General features: G+C 53.0%; 15 protein-coding genes and 1 rRNA gene. 8 read left to right on the top strand and 8 right to left on the bottom strand.

Going from position 1 to position 17,980, the window contains the following annotated elements:
* Positions 1–62 precede the first annotated feature (62 nt).
* Positions 63–1,886 carry a ribosome-dependent GTPase TypA gene (typA, locus tag ACOTYH_RS19330; RefSeq protein WP_006808726.1) on the bottom strand — a complete coding sequence of 608 codons (1,824 nt, stop codon included), beginning with the start codon at positions 1,884–1,886 and terminating at the stop codon, positions 63–65.
* A 377-nt stretch (positions 1,887–2,263) separates the two neighbouring features.
* Between typA and glnA the strand changes: the two genes are divergently transcribed.
* From glnA to ACOTYH_RS19310, 4 genes are all read left to right on the top strand, one after another.
* Positions 2,264–3,673, top strand: coding sequence for a glutamate--ammonia ligase (gene glnA / locus ACOTYH_RS19325; RefSeq protein ID WP_003861925.1), 1,410 nt, complete (start codon positions 2,264–2,266; stop codon positions 3,671–3,673).
* A gap of 167 nt (positions 3,674–3,840) precedes the next feature.
* On the top strand, positions 3,841–4,890 hold the full coding sequence (gene glnL, locus ACOTYH_RS19320; protein WP_003861923.1) for a nitrogen regulation protein NR(II): 1,050 nt from the start codon (positions 3,841–3,843) through the stop codon (positions 4,888–4,890).
* An 11-nt stretch (positions 4,891–4,901) separates the two neighbouring features.
* Positions 4,902–6,314 carry a nitrogen regulation protein NR(I) gene (gene glnG / locus ACOTYH_RS19315; protein WP_003861919.1) on the top strand — a complete coding sequence of 471 codons (1,413 nt, stop codon included), beginning with the start codon at positions 4,902–4,904 and terminating at the stop codon, positions 6,312–6,314.
* 110 nt (positions 6,315–6,424) lie between these two features.
* Positions 6,425–6,535, top strand: coding sequence for a YshB family small membrane protein (locus tag ACOTYH_RS19310; protein WP_017382667.1), 111 nt, complete (start codon positions 6,425–6,427; stop codon positions 6,533–6,535).
* A gap of 100 nt (positions 6,536–6,635) precedes the next feature.
* Here the strand turns inward: ACOTYH_RS19310 and hemN are convergent, their stop codons facing one another.
* Positions 6,636–8,009 carry an oxygen-independent coproporphyrinogen III oxidase gene (gene hemN, locus ACOTYH_RS19305; protein ID WP_015569899.1) on the bottom strand — a complete coding sequence of 458 codons (1,374 nt, stop codon included), beginning with the start codon at positions 8,007–8,009 and terminating at the stop codon, positions 6,636–6,638.
* A gap of 188 nt (positions 8,010–8,197) precedes the next feature.
* A complete protein-coding gene (gene yihI / locus ACOTYH_RS19300) occupies positions 8,198–8,713 on the bottom strand; it encodes a Der GTPase-activating protein YihI (protein ID WP_015569898.1) in 516 nt (171 codons plus the stop codon).
* A 579-nt stretch (positions 8,714–9,292) separates the two neighbouring features.
* Here yihI and yihA point away from each other — a divergent pair.
* On the top strand, positions 9,293–9,922 hold the full coding sequence (yihA, locus tag ACOTYH_RS19295) for a ribosome biogenesis GTP-binding protein YihA/YsxC (protein ID WP_003861913.1): 630 nt from the start codon (positions 9,293–9,295) through the stop codon (positions 9,920–9,922).
* Positions 9,923–10,234: 312 nt separating this feature from the next.
* On the opposite strand, the gene polA is transcribed toward yihA, so the two are convergent.
* Positions 10,235–13,027, bottom strand: coding sequence for a DNA polymerase I (polA, locus tag ACOTYH_RS19290; protein WP_058700980.1), 2,793 nt, complete (start codon positions 13,025–13,027; stop codon positions 10,235–10,237).
* Positions 13,028–13,466: 439 nt separating this feature from the next.
* Here polA and ACOTYH_RS19285 point away from each other — a divergent pair, with 439 nt between their 5' ends.
* Positions 13,467–14,375 carry an acyltransferase gene (locus tag ACOTYH_RS19285; protein ID WP_049012784.1) on the top strand — a complete coding sequence of 303 codons (909 nt, stop codon included), beginning with the start codon at positions 13,467–13,469 and terminating at the stop codon, positions 14,373–14,375.
* A 22-nt stretch (positions 14,376–14,397) separates the two neighbouring features.
* Here the strand turns inward: ACOTYH_RS19285 and dsbA are convergent, their stop codons facing one another.
* The 3 genes from dsbA to ACOTYH_RS19270 all read right to left on the bottom strand — a co-directional run bounded on the left by dsbA (position 14,398) and on the right by ACOTYH_RS19270 (position 16,380).
* Positions 14,398–15,021, bottom strand: a complete 624-nt coding sequence (gene dsbA / locus ACOTYH_RS19280) for a thiol:disulfide interchange protein DsbA (RefSeq protein WP_015569896.1) — start codon at positions 15,019–15,021, stop codon at positions 14,398–14,400.
* Between the two features lie 27 nt (positions 15,022–15,048).
* Positions 15,049–16,035: a serine/threonine protein kinase gene (locus ACOTYH_RS19275; protein ID WP_058689023.1), complete on the bottom strand. Its 987-nt coding sequence runs from the start codon at positions 16,033–16,035 to the stop codon at positions 15,049–15,051.
* A 75-nt stretch (positions 16,036–16,110) separates the two neighbouring features.
* Positions 16,111–16,380: a YihD family protein gene (locus ACOTYH_RS19270; protein ID WP_003861904.1), complete on the bottom strand. Its 270-nt coding sequence runs from the start codon at positions 16,378–16,380 to the stop codon at positions 16,111–16,113.
* Positions 16,381–16,448: 68 nt separating this feature from the next.
* Here ACOTYH_RS19270 and mobA point away from each other — a divergent pair, with 68 nt between their 5' ends.
* Positions 16,449–17,033, top strand: coding sequence for a molybdenum cofactor guanylyltransferase MobA (mobA, locus tag ACOTYH_RS19265; RefSeq protein WP_017694040.1), 585 nt, complete (start codon positions 16,449–16,451; stop codon positions 17,031–17,033).
* Positions 17,030–17,533 carry a molybdopterin-guanine dinucleotide biosynthesis protein MobB gene (gene mobB / locus ACOTYH_RS19260; RefSeq protein WP_048246651.1) on the top strand — a complete coding sequence of 168 codons (504 nt, stop codon included), beginning with the start codon at positions 17,030–17,032 and terminating at the stop codon, positions 17,531–17,533. The genes mobA and mobB overlap by 4 nt, the downstream gene beginning before the upstream one ends.
* A gap of 98 nt (positions 17,534–17,631) precedes the next feature.
* On the opposite strand, the gene rrf is transcribed toward mobB, so the two are convergent.
* Positions 17,632–17,747: ribosomal RNA gene (gene rrf / locus ACOTYH_RS19255) — 5S ribosomal RNA — on the bottom strand.
* Positions 17,748–17,980: the final 233 nt, after the last annotated feature.

Genomic DNA, 17,980 nt, shown 5'->3' with positions numbered 1-17,980 from the left:
GCTCAGCGGCTTTTTTGTTGCCGGGTGGCGCATGCGCTTACCCGGCCTACGGCATAACCGAATTACTCTTCTTTCGCACCGCGCATTGCACGTTTACGATCGTTCTCGGTCAGGTGACGTTTACGGATACGAATTGACTGAGGCGTCACTTCGACCAGTTCGTCATCATCGATGAATTCCAGAGCCTGCTCCAGCGTCATCTTGATCGGTGGAACCAGAACCGTTGCTTCGTCAGTACCGGACGCACGCATGTTGGTCAGTTTCTTACCGGTCAAGCAGTTTACCGTCAGGTCGTTAGAACGGCTGTGAATACCGATGATCTGGCCTTCGTAAACTTCAGCACCGTGGCCCAGGAACAGCTTACCGCGATCCTGCAAACCGAACAGCGCAAACGCAACCGCTTTACCCTGACCGTTGGAGATCAGCACGCCGTTGTTACGCTGGCCCACTTCGCCCGGACGAACGTCGTCGTAGTGGCTGAAGGTGGAGTACAGCAGACCAGTACCGGAAGTCATGGTCATGAACTCAGAACGGAAGCCGATCAGGCCACGGCTTGGGATCACGTAGTCGAGACGTACGCGGCCTTTGCCATCTGGATTCATGTTTTTCAGGTCGCCTTTACGCTCACCCAGTGCCTGCATCACAGAACCCTGGTGCTGCTCTTCAACGTCCAGCGTTACGTTTTCGAATGGCTCTTGTTTACGGCCATCGATTTCGCGGAAGATAACTTTCGGACGGGAAACCGCCATCTCGAAACCTTCACGACGCATGTTCTCAATCAGAACAGACAGGTGCAGCTCACCACGACCCGAAACGCGGAATGCATCAGCGTCTTCGGTTTCTTCAACGCGCAGCGCAACGTTGTGCACCAGCTCTTTGTTCAGGCGGTCAAGGATCTGACGAGAGGTAACAAACTTACCTTCTTTACCACAGAACGGAGAGGTGTTGACGTTGAAGAACATGGATACGGTTGGTTCATCAACGGACAGGGCTGGCAGCGCTTCGACGTTCTGCGGATCGCAGATGGTGTCGGAGATGTTCAGTTCACCCAGACCGGTGATGGCGATGATGTCGCCCGCTTCAGCGATGTCGCTCTCGATACGCTCAAGGCCCAGGTGAGTCAGAACTTTACCGACTTTACCGTTACGGGTTTTGCCTTCGCTATCGATGATAGTGACCTGCTGGTTAGGCTTCACTTTACCGCGCTTGATACGACCAATGCCGATTACGCCAACATAGTTGTTGTAGTCGAGCTGGGAGATCTGCATTTGCAGGGTGCCTTCCAGGTCAACGTTTGGCGCAGGAACGCGGTCAACAATCGTCTGGTACAGCGGAGTCATGTCTTCCGCCATGTCTTCGTGATCCAGACCGGCGATACCGTTCAGCGCAGACGCATAAACGATAGGGAAGTCCAGCTGTTCGTCGGTCGCGTCGAGGTTAACGAACAGGTCGAAGACCTGGTCAACAACCCAGTCAGGACGCGCGCCAGGACGGTCAACCTTGTTGATCACAACGATAGGTTTCAGGCCGTGGGCAAATGCTTTTTTGGTCACGAAGCGCGTTTGCGGCATAGGGCCATCAAATGCGTCAACCACCAGCAGCACGGAATCCACCATGGACATCACGCGCTCAACTTCACCACCGAAGTCGGCGTGCCCTGGGGTATCAACGATGTTGATACGGTAGTCATTCCATTTGATAGCGGTGTTTTTGGCGAGGATGGTAATCCCACGCTCTTTCTCCAAATCGTTGGAGTCCATCACACGCTCTTGAGTTTCGGCACGAGCATCAAACGTACCGGACTGCTGTAGCAGCTTATCAACCAGGGTAGTTTTACCATGGTCGACGTGCGCGATGATGGCGATATTACGCAATTTTTCGATCACAACTTTGCCTCAGGCATTTAGAAATAGCGCGTTATTGTACACGGATTAATCGCACTACAAAACAGGATCACAAACATCCCCCGCAAACAAGTATTGCAGAGATGCTTTGTGATCGCTTTCACGGAGCGGTAAAAGGGCACTTTAACGTAAATTGCACCAATATGGTGCTCGATGTTCACACAGAAGCACTATAATGGTGCAACAAATCCAATGTGGTGCAGCCCTTCTGCACTATGGTGCGCATGATAACGCCTTTTTGGGGTGATTTAAAAGTTGGCACAGATTTCGCTTAACAGAAATACAGTAAAAATATGGCAGCCCAGCCGATTTGAAGACCTCGTTACCACGACGACAATGACCAATCTGGAGAGTTAAGTATGTCCGCTGAACACGTTTTGACGATGCTGAACGAACATGAAGTGAAGTTTGTTGATCTGCGCTTCACCGATACCAAAGGTAAAGAACAGCACGTCACGATCCCTGCTCATCAGGTGAACGCCGAATTCTTTGAAGAAGGCAAAATGTTTGACGGCTCCTCCATTGGCGGCTGGAAAGGCATTAACGAATCCGACATGGTTCTGATGCCAGACGCAACCACTGCGCTCATTGACCCGTTCTACGAAGAACCTACGCTGATCATCCGCTGCGATATCCTGGAACCTGGCACGCTGCAAGGCTATGACCGTGACCCACGCTCTATCGCAAAACGCGCTGAAGAGTACCTGCGTTCTACCGGTATCGCAGACACCGTTCTGTTCGGGCCAGAGCCAGAGTTCTTCCTGTTCGATGACATCCGTTTTGGTGCTTCCATTTCTGGTTCCCACGTCGCTATCGATGACATCGAAGGCGCATGGAACTCTTCCACCAAATACGAAGGTGGTAACAAAGGTCACCGTCCGGGCGTGAAAGGCGGTTACTTCCCGGTTCCTCCGGTCGATTCTTCACAGGACATCCGTTCTACCATGTGTCTGATCATGGAAGAGATGGGCCTGGTTGTTGAAGCGCACCACCACGAAGTGGCAACGGCTGGCCAGAACGAAATCGCAACCCGTTTCAACACCATGACCAAAAAAGCGGATGAGATTCAGATCTACAAATACGTTGTGCACAACGTTGCGCATCGTTTCGGTAAAACCGCGACCTTCATGCCAAAACCCATGTTCGGCGACAACGGTTCCGGCATGCACTGCCACATGTCCCTGTCCAAGAACGGCACCAACCTGTTCTCTGGCGACAAATACGCGGGTCTGTCTGAGCAGGCGCTGCACTACATCGGCGGTGTTATCAAACACGCTAAAGCGATCAACGCCCTGGCGAACCCGACCACCAACTCCTACAAGCGTCTGGTCCCAGGCTACGAAGCACCGGTGATGCTGGCGTACTCTGCCCGTAACCGTTCTGCTTCTATCCGTATCCCGGTGGTGGCGTCTCCGAAAGCGCGTCGTATCGAAGTGCGCTTCCCGGACCCGGCGGCTAACCCATACCTGTGCTTCGCAGCACTGCTGATGGCCGGTCTGGACGGTATCAAGAACAAGATCCACCCGGGCGAAGCCATGGACAAAAACCTGTACGACCTGCCGCCAGAAGAAGCGAAAGAGATCCCACAGGTCGCCGGCTCGCTGGAAGAAGCCCTGCAAGCGCTGGACGCAGACCGTGAGTTCCTGACCGCTGGCGGCGTGTTCACCGATGAAGCAATCGACGCTTACATCGCGCTGCGTACTGAAGAGAACGACCGCGTACGTATGACTCCGCACCCGGTTGAGTTCGAACTGTACTACAGCGTTTAATTGATTTGTTTTACCCGGCGCATACGCGTCGGGAGTAGTTGCCGTGGAAACTTTAGCCCATCTTCGGATGGGCTTTTTTCTCCACCAACAACCTGATCTCACGCGCTTTTTACCTCTAAAACGCTATACTGCACTAAAATAGTGCAACGATTCCAGGAGACTGCTGAATGGCAACTGGCACGCTGCCCGATGCTGGGCAGATCCTCAATTCTTTGATTAACAGTATCTTGCTGGTCGACGACGAGCTGGCGGTGCATTACGCCAACCCGGCGGCGCAGCAGCTGCTCGCTCAAAGCGCCCGTAAACTGTTTGGCACGCCGCTGCCTGAACTGCTGAGCTATTTCTCGCTGAATATTGGTCTGATGCAGGAGAGTTTGCAGGCGGGTCAGGGCTTCACCGATAACGAAGTGACGCTGGTGATTGACGGACGCTCGCATATTTTGTCCCTCACCGCACAGCGCCTGCCAGATGGCATGATTCTGCTGGAAATGGCGCCGATGGATAACCAGCGTCGTCTCAGCCAGGAGCAGCTACAGCATGCTCAGCAGATTGCGGCGCGCGACCTGGTACGCGGGCTGGCTCATGAAATTAAAAACCCGCTGGGCGGCTTACGCGGTGCGGCACAGCTTTTGACCAAAGCGCTGCCTGACCCTGCCCTGGCGGAGTATACCAACGTCATTATCGAGCAGGCGGACCGTCTGCGTAATCTGGTCGATCGCCTGCTCGGGCCGCAGCAGCCGGGGATGCATGTTTCAGAAAGCATTCACAAGGTCGCGGAGCGGGTGGTGAAACTCGTCTCTATGGAGCTGCCGGATAACGTCACGCTGGTGCGTGATTACGACCCAAGCCTGCCGGAGCTGGCGCACGATCCGGACCAGATTGAACAGGTGCTGTTGAACATTGTGCGTAACGCGTTGCAGGCGCTGGGCCCGGAGGGTGGCGAAATTATTCTGCGTACCCGCACCGCATTCCAGCTGACGCTGCACGGCGTGCGTTATCGTCTGGCGGCACGTATTGATGTGGAAGATAACGGGCCGGGGATCCCGCCGCATCTCCAGGACACCCTGTTCTACCCGATGGTCAGCGGTCGCGAAGGCGGCACCGGGCTGGGGTTATCCATAGCCCGTAATTTGATTGACCAACACTCCGGCAAAATTGAATTTACCAGTTGGCCGGGACATACCGAGTTTTCGGTTTTCCTGCCGATTAAAAAATAAAGGTGACGTTTATGCAACGAGGGATAGTCTGGGTAGTCGATGACGATAGCTCCATCCGTTGGGTGCTTGAACGCGCGCTCACAGGAGCGGGATTAAGCTGCACGACATTTGAGAGCGGCAGCGAAGTGCTCGACGCACTCACCACCAAAACGCCGGACGTTCTGCTCTCGGATATTCGCATGCCGGGCATGGACGGACTGGCGCTCTTAAAGCAGATCAAACAGCGCCACCCCATGCTTCCGGTCATCATAATGACCGCCCACTCCGACCTGGATGCCGCCGTTAGCGCCTACCAGCAGGGGGCGTTTGATTACCTGCCAAAACCGTTTGATATCGACGAAGCCGTTGCCCTGGTCGAACGCGCCATCAGCCACTATCAGGAGCAACAGCAGCCCCGCCACGCGCCGGATTTCGGGCCTACGACGGACATCATCGGTGAAGCGCCGGCCATGCAGGACGTGTTTCGCATCATCGGGCGTCTGTCGCGCTCGTCTATCAGCGTCTTGATTAACGGTGAATCAGGGACCGGTAAAGAGCTGGTTGCGCACGCCCTGCATCGCCACAGCCCGCGGGCGAAAGCGCCTTTCATCGCCCTGAACATGGCGGCGATCCCCAAAGATTTGATTGAATCTGAGCTGTTCGGCCACGAAAAAGGGGCGTTTACCGGGGCAAATACCATTCGTCAGGGACGCTTTGAACAGGCTGACGGCGGAACGCTATTCCTGGATGAAATCGGCGATATGCCGCTGGATGTTCAGACCCGACTGCTGCGCGTGCTGGCAGATGGCCAGTTTTACCGCGTGGGCGGCTATGCGCCGGTGAAGGTGGACGTGCGTATTATTGCCGCGACGCACCAGAACCTGGAGCTGCGCGTGCAGGAGGGGAAATTCCGTGAGGATTTATTCCATCGTCTGAACGTGATCCGCGTCCACCTCCCGCCGCTGCGCGAGCGTCGGGAAGATATCCCGCGTCTGGCGCGCCATTTCCTGCAAGTGGCGGCCCGCGAGCTGGGCGTGGAAGCCAAGCAGCTTCATCCGGAAACGGATGCCGCCCTCACCCGTCTGGCGTGGCCGGGCAACGTGCGTCAGCTGGAAAACACCTGTCGCTGGCTGACCGTAATGGCCGCCGGACAGGAAGTGTTGATTCAGGATCTCCCCGCCGAGCTGTTTGAAGCCACCGTGCCCGAAAGCACCGCCGGACATGCGCTGCCGGACAGCTGGGCGACGCTGCTGGCGCAGTGGGCAGATCGCGCGCTGCGTTCCGGTCATCAAAATCTGCTCTCCGAAGCGCAGCCTGAGATGGAGCGCACGCTGTTGACTACCGCGCTTCGTCATACCCAGGGCCACAAACAGGAAGCGGCTCGCCTGTTGGGATGGGGTCGAAACACCCTGACGCGCAAGCTGAAAGAGCTGGGAATGGAGTGATCTTACTCCGCTGTGTAAAGGTTACTAATTGAGCGCAAAGTGCCGTTATTTTGCGCTTTACTGTTCCGATGAGTTTTGTATGATCGTGCCCGGAAACAGGGGGGAGCATCATGCTGGAATCATTAGTGACTTTGCTTTCGAGCGGAGCAGCAGAAAGCCACACGCCACAAACTGCCGTTGCGGCGGTATTGTGTGCGGCACTGGTTGGGCTGTTTAGCTAACGAGCTGTCGATGAAAAGCCGGGTGGCGCTTCGCTTACCCGGCCTACATCTCGCACTTAAGTAGGCCGGGTAAGGCAAAGCCGCCACCCGGCATTACAGCTCAAATCACCCGCGAGAACTGCTGTAAACGCGCCTTCTGACGCAGATAGGCATCGAAGCACATGCAGATATTACGAATCAACAGACGTCCTTTCGGCGTGACGACAACCGCACTCTCCGACACATCCACCAGCCCGTCTTTCGCCAGCGGCGCCAGAAGCTTCAGGTCTTCGGCAAAGTAATCGCTGAATTGCAGATCCCATTGCGACTCCACCTCGCGAAATTCGAGACGGAAGTTGCAGATAAGCGCCTTAATCACATCACGACGGATGCAGTCGTCGCGGGTTAGCGCGATGCCGCGCCACAGCGCGTTGCCGGTTTCGTCTATCTGCTGATAGTACAGCTTCAGCTCTTTCTGATTCTGGGCGTAGCAGTCGCCAATCATGCTGATGGCGGAGACGCCCATTCCGAGCAGATCGGTATCGCCCTGGGTGGTGTAGCCCTGGAAGTTACGGTGGAGAACACCTTCGCGTTGGGCAATCGCCAGTTCATCGTCAGGGCGGGCAAAGTGATCCATTCCGATAAACTGATAGCCGGTTTCGGTCAGCGAGGCGATGGTCTCCTGCAAAATGTCCAGCTTCTGCTGGGCGGAAGGCAGATCCGCATCTTTGATTTTGCGCTGAGCGGCGAACAGCGTCGGCAGGTGCGCATAGTTAAAGACGCTCAGACGGTCCGGGTTAAGCTCAGCCACGCGTTTAAGCGTGTAGGCGAAGCTCTCCGGCGTCTGCTTCGGCAGGCCGTAAATCAGGTCTATATTCGTTGAGGTAAAGCCGATTTCACGCGCATGGTTGAGTAAGGCAAAGATAAACGCTTCGTCCTGCTCGCGGTTTACCAGGCGCTGTACTTCTTTGTTGAAGTCCTGTACGCCCATACTCAGGCGGTTGAAACCTTCGGCGCGTAAATGATCCAGCACATCCAGCTCGATTTCACGCGGATCGACCTCGATCGAAATTTCGGCGTCGTCGTTAAAACTAAAATTGCCGCGCAGCAGCGCCATCAGGCGGCTGATCTGCGCTTTATTCAGATAAGTTGGCGTACCACCGCCCCAGTGAAGCTGGCTGACGTGACGCCCTTTAAACAGCGGTGCGCGGTGCAGAATTTCCTGTTCGAGCGCATCGAGGTATTGATCGGCTTTGTGCTGCTGGCGGGTAACGATTTTATTGCAGCCGCAGAAGTAGCAGAGCTTATGGCAGAACGGAATATGGACGTAGAGCGACAGCGGGCGCTCGGGATAGCGCGCCACAGCTTGCTGAAAATCCGCCTCGCCGAAAGCGTCAGAAAACTCCAGCGCGGTGGGGTATGAGGTATAACGCGGCCCGGAATAGTTATATTTCTGGATCAGGGCCAAATCCCAGTCGATAGATGGTACAGACATGCTCACTCCTTCCGTTGGTGTCGCGTTCGTATACGGCGGCCCCTTCTGGTCCCGTTGCGGGACATCATTCGGGTGCGCAGCCACTTCTGTCGCCGCGACAACCGCCGTAGTTTAACGAATAACCACACCAGATAACATATAACCGGAAGGGTTATAAGCAGGACGAGTGTACCTGCCGGGTGCAAATGTTAGTTTCCACCTTTCAGCAGACGCATCATATCTTCCTGCTTTTCGTCTTCCTCTTCGTCTTCTTCATCATCGTAGGACAGACCCAGCTTCTGCATCAGTTCATCAATGCGGTCCAGTTTGGCGTCCACCCAGGACTGCTCTTCAGCGGTCAGGGTTTCACCCTCTTCAAGACGTTCCAGCAGCGCATCCAGGCGCTCATCGTTCTCCAGCATATCCAGCTCAGCCTGCGGTGAAAGCATAGGTTTCTCGCTCTTTGGTTTGTGCTGCTTAGTGACCGGCGTGTCTGTCACGCCCAGTGGAATGGGAGTTTTACTGCCGATACGAGGATCTTTCTGCTGCTTGCCTTTTGCAGAAGCGCCTGCGGCACCGCCACCGTTAGCACGGCTACCCGCAGCATGGCCACGATGTTTTTTATCGCGTTTGCGATCGCGCGCTTCCTGATTCAGTTCTTCGCGCGTTTTGCGGCGTGCTTTTGCAGGGCGTTTCACGCCCGCAGCGGAGGTCGGTTTTTTCATGATGTTTTATCTTTAAGTCGTTTTCTTCAGTATAGAATTGCGGCGAAATCTAGCAGAAAGCAAGCAAAGAAAAAAGGCGACAGAGCAATCTGTCGCCTTTTTTCCTGACTCACAACCCTTAACGGGTCAGACATTCCCTGTTTGCCTGCAACAAACCCTGTTTATCCCTTGGCTACTACCGTCCGTGATACGGTTCCGTTTCCTGTTAAAAACGCCTCCAGGCGCCGGTCGTCCTGACAATCCTGAGTCTTCGCCTCCTGGCGCTCCTGACCCTTATCCTTAAGTCGTTATCCTGTTGGCATCCTCGCCCTGGCACACACTTTACCTTGTTCCCTTAAACTAACAAGCTATGAAAAGGTACAAAACCGGATTTTCAGATAATTACTCATTAATAACTCTTTGAATTTTAATATTTTGAGTTTTTTAGCGCCTGCGATTTCTCTTAAATTTCTCATACGCTTAAGGGCAGATCTCTTACATTCCGTAGGGCTTTCACTTACATGTCAATGACGAAGGGAAAAGCCTTTTGCCCGCATTCAGGTATAATCCCCGCAGATTACGATTTTTGGAGACGACCACGTGACTACCTGGAACTACCAACAGACGCATTTTGTCACCAGTGCGCCCGATATTCGCCACCTGCCCTCAGACACAGGGATTGAAGTGGCATTTGCTGGCCGCTCCAATGCGGGAAAATCCAGTGCCCTGAATACGCTCACCAATCAGAAAAACCTGGCGCGTACCTCGAAAACACCTGGCCGTACTCAGCTGATTAACCTGTTTGAAGTGGCTGAAGGCAAACGCCTGGTCGATTTACCGGGCTACGGTTACGCGCAGGTACCGGAAGAGATGAAGATCAAATGGCAGCGTGCGCTGGGCGAATACCTGGAAAAACGCATGTGTCTGAAAGGTCTGGTGGTGCTAATGGATATTCGTCATCCGCTAAAAGATCTCGACCAGCAGATGATTGACTGGGCGGTGGCAAGCGATATTGCGGTGCTGGTGCTGCTGACAAAAGCAGATAAGCTGGCGAGCGGCGCGCGCAAGGCGCAGGTGAACAAGGTTCGTGAAGCGGTGCTGGCATTCAACGGCGATGTACAGGTTGAACCGTTCTCCTCGCTGAAAAAGCAGGGCGTGGATAAACTGCGACAGAAACTCGACAGCTGGTTTAACGATCTGGAACCGGCGACTGAAGCGGAAGCAGAGTAACAACAGGCGCGGCGATGACCGCGCTTTTTTTCGCCTGAAACTTTCTTTGCCGCAATAAAAAACGCCCCAGTCATTACTGACTGGGGCGGCTAAAATATTCAGCCAAATCCGATTACGTGAAGTAAAAGGTCTGAAAGATAGAACATCTTACCTCTGTACCCTACGTCGTTAACTCTACTCTTTTTTTATCGCTGGACAAAGCACTTTTTGTAGTTTTTTTTCATTCTTTACATAGGGAATTCTAATGATCGTCACAAAACGCGCGTACTTATGTTGCTTACTTACATAAAACGCGCGTTATTCCGATAACCCTTAGTGAGCCTGATCCCAGTTTTCGCCGCTACCCACTTCCACCAGCAATGGTACGTCCAGCTTCATGCTGTTTTCCATCAGTTCATGGATCTTCTGAGAGACCGTCTCCAGATCGTCTTTATGAACTTCAAAGACCAGTTCATCGTGTACCTGCATGATCATTTTCACGCGCGGTTTCTCTTTTTCGAGCCAGGCATCGACGGCAATCATTGCGCGTTTAATGATGTCCGCCGCAGTGCCCTGCATAGGGGCGTTGATCGCAGCACGTTCAGCACCAGCCCGGCGCGCGGCGTTGCTGGATTTGATGTCCGGAAGGTAGAGACGACGGCCATCCAGCGTTTCAACGTAGCCTTTCTCTTTCGCCTGCGCGCGGGTACGTTCCATATATTCCAGCACGCCCGGATACCGCTCGAAGTAGAGATCCATATACTTCTGCGACTCTTTACGCGGGATATTGAGCTGGCGTGAAAGACCAAAGGCACTCATGCCGTAAATCAGACCGAAGTTGATCGCTTTTGCACTACGACGCTGCTCGTTTGTCACGCTCTCCAGCGGCAGCCCAAACACTTCGGCAGCGGTTGCCCGGTGGATGTCCTTCCCTTCGGCAAAGGCCGTCAGCAGGCCTTTGTCGCGTGACAGGTGCGCCATAATACGCAGTTCGATTTGCGAGTAGTCCGCGGAGACAATCAGATAATCCTCTGGCGCAATGAAAGCCTGGCGAATACGGCGGCCCTCTTCATTACGCACCGGAATGTTCTGAAGGTTAGGATCGGTTGACGAAAGTCGCCCGGTCGCCGCCACAGCCTGGTGATAGGAGGTGTGCACGCGGCCCGTTTTCGGGTTGATCATCAACGGCAGTTTGTCGGTATAGGTCGATTTCAGCTTAGCCAGACCACGGTATTGCAGAATAACTTTTGGCAGCGGATAGTCCAGCGCCAGCTCTTCCAGCACCTCTTCAGACGTTGAAGGGGCGCCACCCGGGGTTTTCTTCAGCGGCTTGATACCCTGTTTTTCAAACAGGATGGTTTGCAGCTGTTTCGGTGAAGACAGGTTAAATGCCTCGCCAGCAAGCTCATGCGCTTTCTGTTCAAGCTCGGTCAGGCGCTGCGCCAGCTCACCAGAGTGGTTATGCAGCACCGTTGGGTCGATTTTAACGCCATTGCGCTCAATGCGGGACAGCACAGGCACCAGCGGCATCTCAATGTTCTGGAACACATTCAGCGGCCCTTCGTGCTTCTGCAATTTCGGCCACATTTTGAGATGCAGCTGTAGCGTGACGTCAGCGTCTTCCGCGGCGTAGCGGCCTGCTTCTTCCAGCGCGATCTGGTTAAAGGTCAGCTGATTTTTGCCCTTACCGGCAATTTCTTCAAAGGTGATGGTTTTGTGTTTCAGCCAACGATCGGATAAGGAATCCATATCATGGCGGCCCGCCACGCTGTCCAGAATGTAAGATTCCAGCATGGTGTCAAAAGCGATACCACGCAGCTCAATGCCGTAGTTTTGCAGAATACCGCGGTCGTACTTCAGGTTTTGCCCAACCTTCAGCACTTTCTCGTCTTCCAGAATCGGCTTCAGCAGTTCTAAGGCGCGCTCGCGGGAGATTTGCTCCGGCGCATCCAGATAGTCGTGAGCCACCGGAACATAGGCTGCAATACCCGGCTCCGTTGCGAATGACAGGCCCACCATATTAGCCGTAATGTTATCAAGGCTGTCCGTTTCGGTATCGAAAGCAAATACTGGCGCTTTTTTCAGCTTTTCAATCCAGGCGATGAGCCGTGACTCTTCAAGGATGGTTTCATAGTTGTCGAAGGAGAGCGCTGCCGCCTCTTCTTCTGCCTGCTCTTCGGCATTGACAACGATGGTCTCTTTCGGCTTCGCCGCAGGTTTAGCCCCTTTCGCCTGAAGCCATTTCCCGGCTTCAACATCCGCGGTCCAGCGTTTAAATTCGTATTTTCTGAACAGGCCAAGCAGTTCGTCGGCGGCGGGTTCCTGCACTTCCAGCTGCTCGCAGGTAAGCTCCAGCTCTACGTCAGTTTTGATGGTGGCCAACTGATAGGAGAGATAAGCCACCTCTTTGTTATCGGCGAGCTTTCCGGCCATGGTTTTTGCGCCACGGAAGGTAAGACCGGCAATTTTGTCGGGTTCTGCATATAGCGTATCCAGCCCGCCCAGCCCTTGCAGCAGCGCCTGAGCTGTTTTTTCGCCTACGCCCGGTACGCCAGGAATGTTATCCGAGGAATCGCCCATCAGGGCGAGGAAATCAATAATGAGCTCTGGCGGCACGCCATATTTGGCGACCACTTCTTCCGGGCCAAGAATGGTGTTTGTCATGGTGTTGATCAGCGTGATCCCGCGCGTTACCAGCTGCGCCATGTCTTTATCACCGGTACTGATCAGAACCGGGCGGCCTGCTTTTTCCGCTTCGCGCGCCAGGGTACCAATTACGTCATCAGCTTCAACGCCTGAGACCGCCAGCAGTGGCAGCCCCATCGCTTTCACCATAGCGTGCAACGGTTCAATTTGCGCACGCAGATCGTCAGGCATAGGGGGACGGTGAGATTTGTAATGCTCAAATAATTCATCGCGGAAGGTTTTACCCTTCGCATCAAACACCACGGCCGCATGGGTTGGGTGGTATTGCAGAATCAGGCTGCGAAGCATATTCAGCACGCCGTACATTGCGCCGGTAGGTTCCCCTGCGCTGTTGGTCAGAGGAGGAAACGCATGATACGCCCGATACAGGTAAGAAGAGCCATCGACGAGTATAAGTGGGTTTTCTGGGATCTGAACCATAATGTCCGTGCCTTTTATGAATTTATGGGTAAAGGATGCCACAGAAGGATGAAAACATCAGGTTTTAGCGCTTTATACAGAAAAAGATTTTGCGATCGGGAAGATCGCTCGCAAAACAAAACTGTGGATAAGTTTGTGCATATTTTTAATACAGGTGAATAACAGCTTTATAAAAGTGATACTGAGAACTTATTTATCTAATAAAATCAAAGTGTTGCTATAAGATCACTTAAGATCGCGCTTCACTGATGTTTATTTAGTCTATGTGGATATAAGACTTAAGCACTCTGTCTATATGCAAAAATTCGCTGCCTGGCAGTAAAAGCCGCAGCCTCCTGGTGTGAAACCGCCCTGGTCTGAGCGAATTTCTGATAAGATCGGCGCCCAGCACCGGATAGCCGGCTGCTCAATTACAGCTAACTATCTGAATAAATTCATTATGTCGAGAATACTCGCAGCGATAACATTATGGTTAAGCGTCATTTTAACTATTCTGGTTACCATCGCCTGTTCTGTGCCAATCATCGTTGCCGGAATAATTAAACTTCTGCTGCCTGTCCCTCCGGTATGGCGCGCGGTGTCTGCTTTTTGTAATTTTATGATGTACTGCTGGTGTGAAGGGCTGGCGATCCTGCTGCATCTGAACCCCTGGCTGAAGTGGGATGTTCAGGGGCTGGAGAAGCTGAACAAAAAGAACTGGTATCTGCTGATCTGCAATCACCACAGCTGGGCCGACATCGTTGTATTGTGCGTACTGTTTCGCAAACACATTCCGATGAACAAATACTTTCTGAAACAGCAGCTGGCCTGGGTGCCTTTCATTGGACTGGCCTGCTGGGCGCTGGATATGCCGTTTATGAAACGCTATTCACGCAGCTATTTAATTCGTCATCCGGAACGCCGCGGTAAGGACGTGGAAACCACGCGCCGTTCTTGCGAGAAGTTTCGCGCGCATCCCACCACCATTGTTAACTTCGTCGAAGGATCACGCTTTACCGAAGAGAAGCGCCAGCAGACTCGTTCTCCTTATCGGAACCTGTTGCCGCCAAAGGCTGCGGGCATCGCAATGGCGCTCAACGTGCTGGGTGAGCAGTTCGATAAATTGTTGAACGTAACGCTCTGCTATCCGGAAAATGACAGGACGCCGTTCTACGATATGCTCAGCGGCAGGCTGACGCGTATCGTTGTCCGCGTTGATCTGATGCCCGTCAACACTGAACTGCACGGGGATTATGTCAACGATAAAAACTTCAAACGTCGTTTCCAGCTTTGGCTTAATACACTCTGGAAAGAGAAAGACGAGCAGATAGCTAAGATTAAATCTTCATACAAAAACGCCGGTCAGTGACCGGCGTTTTTCTTTATGTTTGTTACTTTTTCTCAACCAGGTATTTCACGGTATCAGCGTACTGTTGTACGAAGATATCCATGCTGGTCGTGTCCATACCACGCATATTCACCTGGTATTTGCCGTTAACATACATCGCCGGCACGCCCTGCAACTGGAAGTCAGCGGCAGCTTTTTCCTGCTGTGCCACGAGAGATTTCACCACGAAACTGTTCCAGGCAGCGTCGTAGTCTTCACCTTTAACACCGGCATCCACGAACACTTTACGGATATCTGCCGTAGTTTGTACGGTCTGGGTTTTCTGTACGGCTTCAAACAGAGGCGCGGTGATCTTATCTTCCACACCCAGCGCAATCGCGACCGCCCATGCCTGAGTCAGATCTTTACCGAGTGGGCCAAGGAACTCAACGTGGTATTTCGTCATTTTGGTGCCTTCCGGCAGCTTTTTCTTCACGTTGTCAGAAACATGAAGTACCTGCTCAAACTCGTAGCAGTGCGGGCAGTAGAAGGAGAAGAACTCCAACACCTGAGGCTCGCCAGCAACAGGCTTGTCCAGCGTAATGTACTGCTTGCCGTCGGTAAACTGCGCAGCAGTTGCGCTAAATGCCAGAATCATACCAGCCAGCGCCAGCCAAATTTTTTTCATGATTAACTCTCTCCTGGGTGTGTCCAATTAATACATCGGCGTTAATTGCAAAGGGGGTTCCTGTAGAACCTTAACCTGCTCGGTAAATGTGGATATCTGGTTGCGCCAGTAATCCTCCCCGGTAAGCCAGGGGAAATTTCGGGGAAAAGCCGGGTCTTCCCAACGCCTGATTAACCACGCGAGATAATAAACAAATCGCATCGCACGTAAAGGTTCTATCAAGGCAATTTCGTCTGAATTAAAGGGGCTAAATTCTTCATAAGCTTCAATTATGGTCTCAAGCTGCATGCGCTGCTCGGCTTTATCACCGTTGAGCAGCATCCACAGATCCTGCACCGCGGGTCCCATACGTGCGTCATCAAGATCGACAAATAGTGGGCCATCGCGCCAGAGAATATTCCCGGCGTGGCAGTCACCGTGCAGGCGCAGAGTAGTAATATCATCCCGCCAGCAGGCTTTTACAGCATCAATAAGCTTATCGGTCGCCGTGAGGAAATTATCCTTTAGCGCATTCGGGATCAGCGCCGATGTTTCGAATACCTGTCGCGGCTCAATAAGATATTCCTGAACACCAATCGTCGGACGGGCAACAAACGGTTTTTTACGTCCCGTCTGATGAATGCGCCCCAGATAGCGGGCAACCCATTCCATCTGATCGATATTATCTGCCTCAAACTGTCTTCCGCCCAGGCTCGGAAATACCGCGTAGTAAAAGCCCTGATGGGTCAGCAGCGTTTGGTTATTGAATTTAATGGGTGCCGCAACGGGAACATCGTCATCCAGCAGATCGTGGGCAAACTGATGCTCTTCCTTAATTTGTTCTGCGGACCAGCGCTGTGGACGGTAAAACTTTACGACAAAGCGCTGGCGCTCTTCGTCCTGAAATTGGTAGACACGGTTTTCGTAGCTGTTTAAAGGGGTTAACCCGGAATCCACCCGAATACCCTGTTCGAACAGCGCATCCATAATGGTATCCGGGTGTAGTGTCTGGAAAGTAAAAGCCTGGTCGTTCATCCGATCATCCGGAAATTATACGAATGATTCAGGATATCATCTTGTGGCGATTTCGGTGGCTCCGCTTACAAGCTTTTACTCTTTAATTACGCCTCGGGCACGCAGTAATGCGGTTTTAAAATCCTCTTCATAATCTTTCTGAATGCCAGGAATAACAGCATCTTTAGCCGAGTCACGCATTTTCAGGTGGTAGATCAGGATGTCGTCAGAAAGGTCTGCCAGTTCGCCATCAAAACCTGACTCTTTCGCCAGTTTCTGTAAAAATTGCATCAGATTCAGCTCTGGCTCTTTTTGCCAGGCCGGCTGGAGAAGCTCAATGACTTCATTAAGACGTTTACATTTCATGGTAGTGCTCCTTTCATTTAGAGAGACACGTTAGCAGGGTCAATCCCACAATAAAAGAGGCGATATTCGTGAATCAATGCCAGGAAATCATCGGAGTTGTTCTGGCCGGGGGCAGGGCAACGCGTATGGGCGGAAAGGATAAGGGGCTTCAGCTCCTGAATAACACACCATTATGGCAGCATGTTGCTGATACGCTTGCAGATCAGGTGTCCTCGATGGCGATCAGCGCTAACCGACATGTTGATATTTATCAGCGCAGCGGGTATCCGGTTTATCAGGATAACCTGGTGGACTACCCCGGTCCGCTGGCGGGAATGCTTTCCGTTATGCAGCAGTCGCATGGAGAGTGGTTTCTCTTTTGTTCCTGTGATACGCCCTTCATCCCGTCCTGCCTGGTTGAACGTCTGGTGCAGCGGCGCGGTGGTGCTCCCGTCGTCTGGGTACACGACGGTGAACGCGACCATCCAACGATCGCATTGATTAATCGCTCGTTAATATCCGCGCTGGAAGATTACCTGGCCGCAGGAGAGCGGCGCGTCATGGTATTTATGCGTCAGTCCGGAGGGCATTCCGTTGATTTCAGCGACATGAAATCGGCGTTTGTGAATGTAAACACGACGGAAGATTTGCAGATAATGCAGGAGAAGAAATGATACCCGTATTAGCGATCTCTGCCTGGAGTGGCACCGGGAAGACTACGCTGCTAAAAAAACTAATACCAGCACTTTGCGCCAAAGGCATTCGTCCCGGATTGATTAAGCATACGCACCATAACATGGATGTCGATAAGCCGGGGAAAGATAGCTATGAGCTGCGTAAGGCTGGCGCTGCACAAACGATGGTGGCGAGTAACCAGCGCTGGGCGTTAATGACAGAAACACCGGATGAAGCACCGCTGGATCTCGTTTATCTTGTCAGCCGGATGGATCACTCCACGCTGGATCTGGTGCTGGTTGAGGGGTTTAAGCATGAGGCCGTGCCTAAGATCTTGCTGTTCAGAAACGGCGCCGGGCATGATGTTAGCGAACTAATGCTGGATGAGCATGTGATTGCCGTGGCCAGTGACGTTGCGTTGTCGCTGGAAGTACCGGTTCTGGATTTGAATAATGTGGAGGGGATTGCAGCGTTTATTTTGGCGTGGTGTGCAGTCTGAGATCTGCCGGGTGGCGGCTTCGCCTTGCCCGGCCTGCCGTTTTTCGACGTACAACGCAAAAAGGCCATCCTTCCGGATGGCCTCTTCACTTGTTTGATGCCTGGCAGTTCCCTACTCTCACATGGGGAGACCCCACACTACCATCGGCGCTACGGCGTTTCACTTCTGAGTTCGGCATGGGGTCAGGTGGGACCACCGCGCTACAGCCGCCAGGCAAATTCTTGTGCTCTGTCCTGTGTCTTTCGCACTGATACTGCGTTGGCTGCTCTCGTAAAGTCAGTCACATACCTCAGTATGCTCCTTCCTTTCCTTCGTTTGCCGCCTTGTCTCAGCGCAAAATCCTTCGGACTCTGAATCTAAGCTGAAAATCGTGTCTGTCTCTTCGCCAAAACACCTTCGGCGTTGTAAGGTTAAGCCTCACGGTTCATTAGTATCGGTTAGCTCAAC

The sequence above is a fragment of the Enterobacter cloacae complex sp. SHL001 genome, assembly GCF_049236825.1.
GTDB lineage: Bacteria > Pseudomonadota > Gammaproteobacteria > Enterobacterales > Enterobacteriaceae > Enterobacter > Enterobacter hormaechei_C.
The sequence above is the reverse complement of the archived record's forward strand: the minus strand, read 5'-3'. Positions and strand labels throughout refer to the sequence as shown.

Coding starts and splice junctions, on each gene's coding strand:
- dsbA (WP_015569896.1), bottom strand. CDS start 15,021: ATGAAAAAAATTTGGCTGGCGCTGGCTGGTATGATTCTGGCATTTAGC.
- ACOTYH_RS19270 (WP_003861904.1), bottom strand. CDS start 16,380: ATGAAATGTAAACGTCTTAATGAAGTCATTGAGCTTCTCCAGCCGGCC.
- glnG (WP_003861919.1), top strand. CDS start 4,902: ATGCAACGAGGGATAGTCTGGGTAGTCGATGACGATAGCTCCATCCGT.
- ACOTYH_RS19275 (WP_058689023.1), bottom strand. CDS start 16,035: ATGAACGACCAGGCTTTTACTTTCCAGACACTACACCCGGATACCATT.
- glnA (WP_003861925.1), top strand. CDS start 2,264: ATGTCCGCTGAACACGTTTTGACGATGCTGAACGAACATGAAGTGAAG.
- ACOTYH_RS19310 (WP_017382667.1), top strand. CDS start 6,425: ATGCTGGAATCATTAGTGACTTTGCTTTCGAGCGGAGCAGCAGAAAGC.
- hemN (WP_015569899.1), bottom strand. CDS start 8,009: ATGTCTGTACCATCTATCGACTGGGATTTGGCCCTGATCCAGAAATAT.
- polA (WP_058700980.1), bottom strand. CDS start 13,027: ATGGTTCAGATCCCAGAAAACCCACTTATACTCGTCGATGGCTCTTCT.
- ACOTYH_RS19285 (WP_049012784.1), top strand. CDS start 13,467: ATGTCGAGAATACTCGCAGCGATAACATTATGGTTAAGCGTCATTTTA.
- glnL (WP_003861923.1), top strand. CDS start 3,841: ATGGCAACTGGCACGCTGCCCGATGCTGGGCAGATCCTCAATTCTTTG.
- mobB (WP_048246651.1), top strand. CDS start 17,030: ATGATACCCGTATTAGCGATCTCTGCCTGGAGTGGCACCGGGAAGACT.
- yihI (WP_015569898.1), bottom strand. CDS start 8,713: ATGAAAAAACCGACCTCCGCTGCGGGCGTGAAACGCCCTGCAAAAGCA.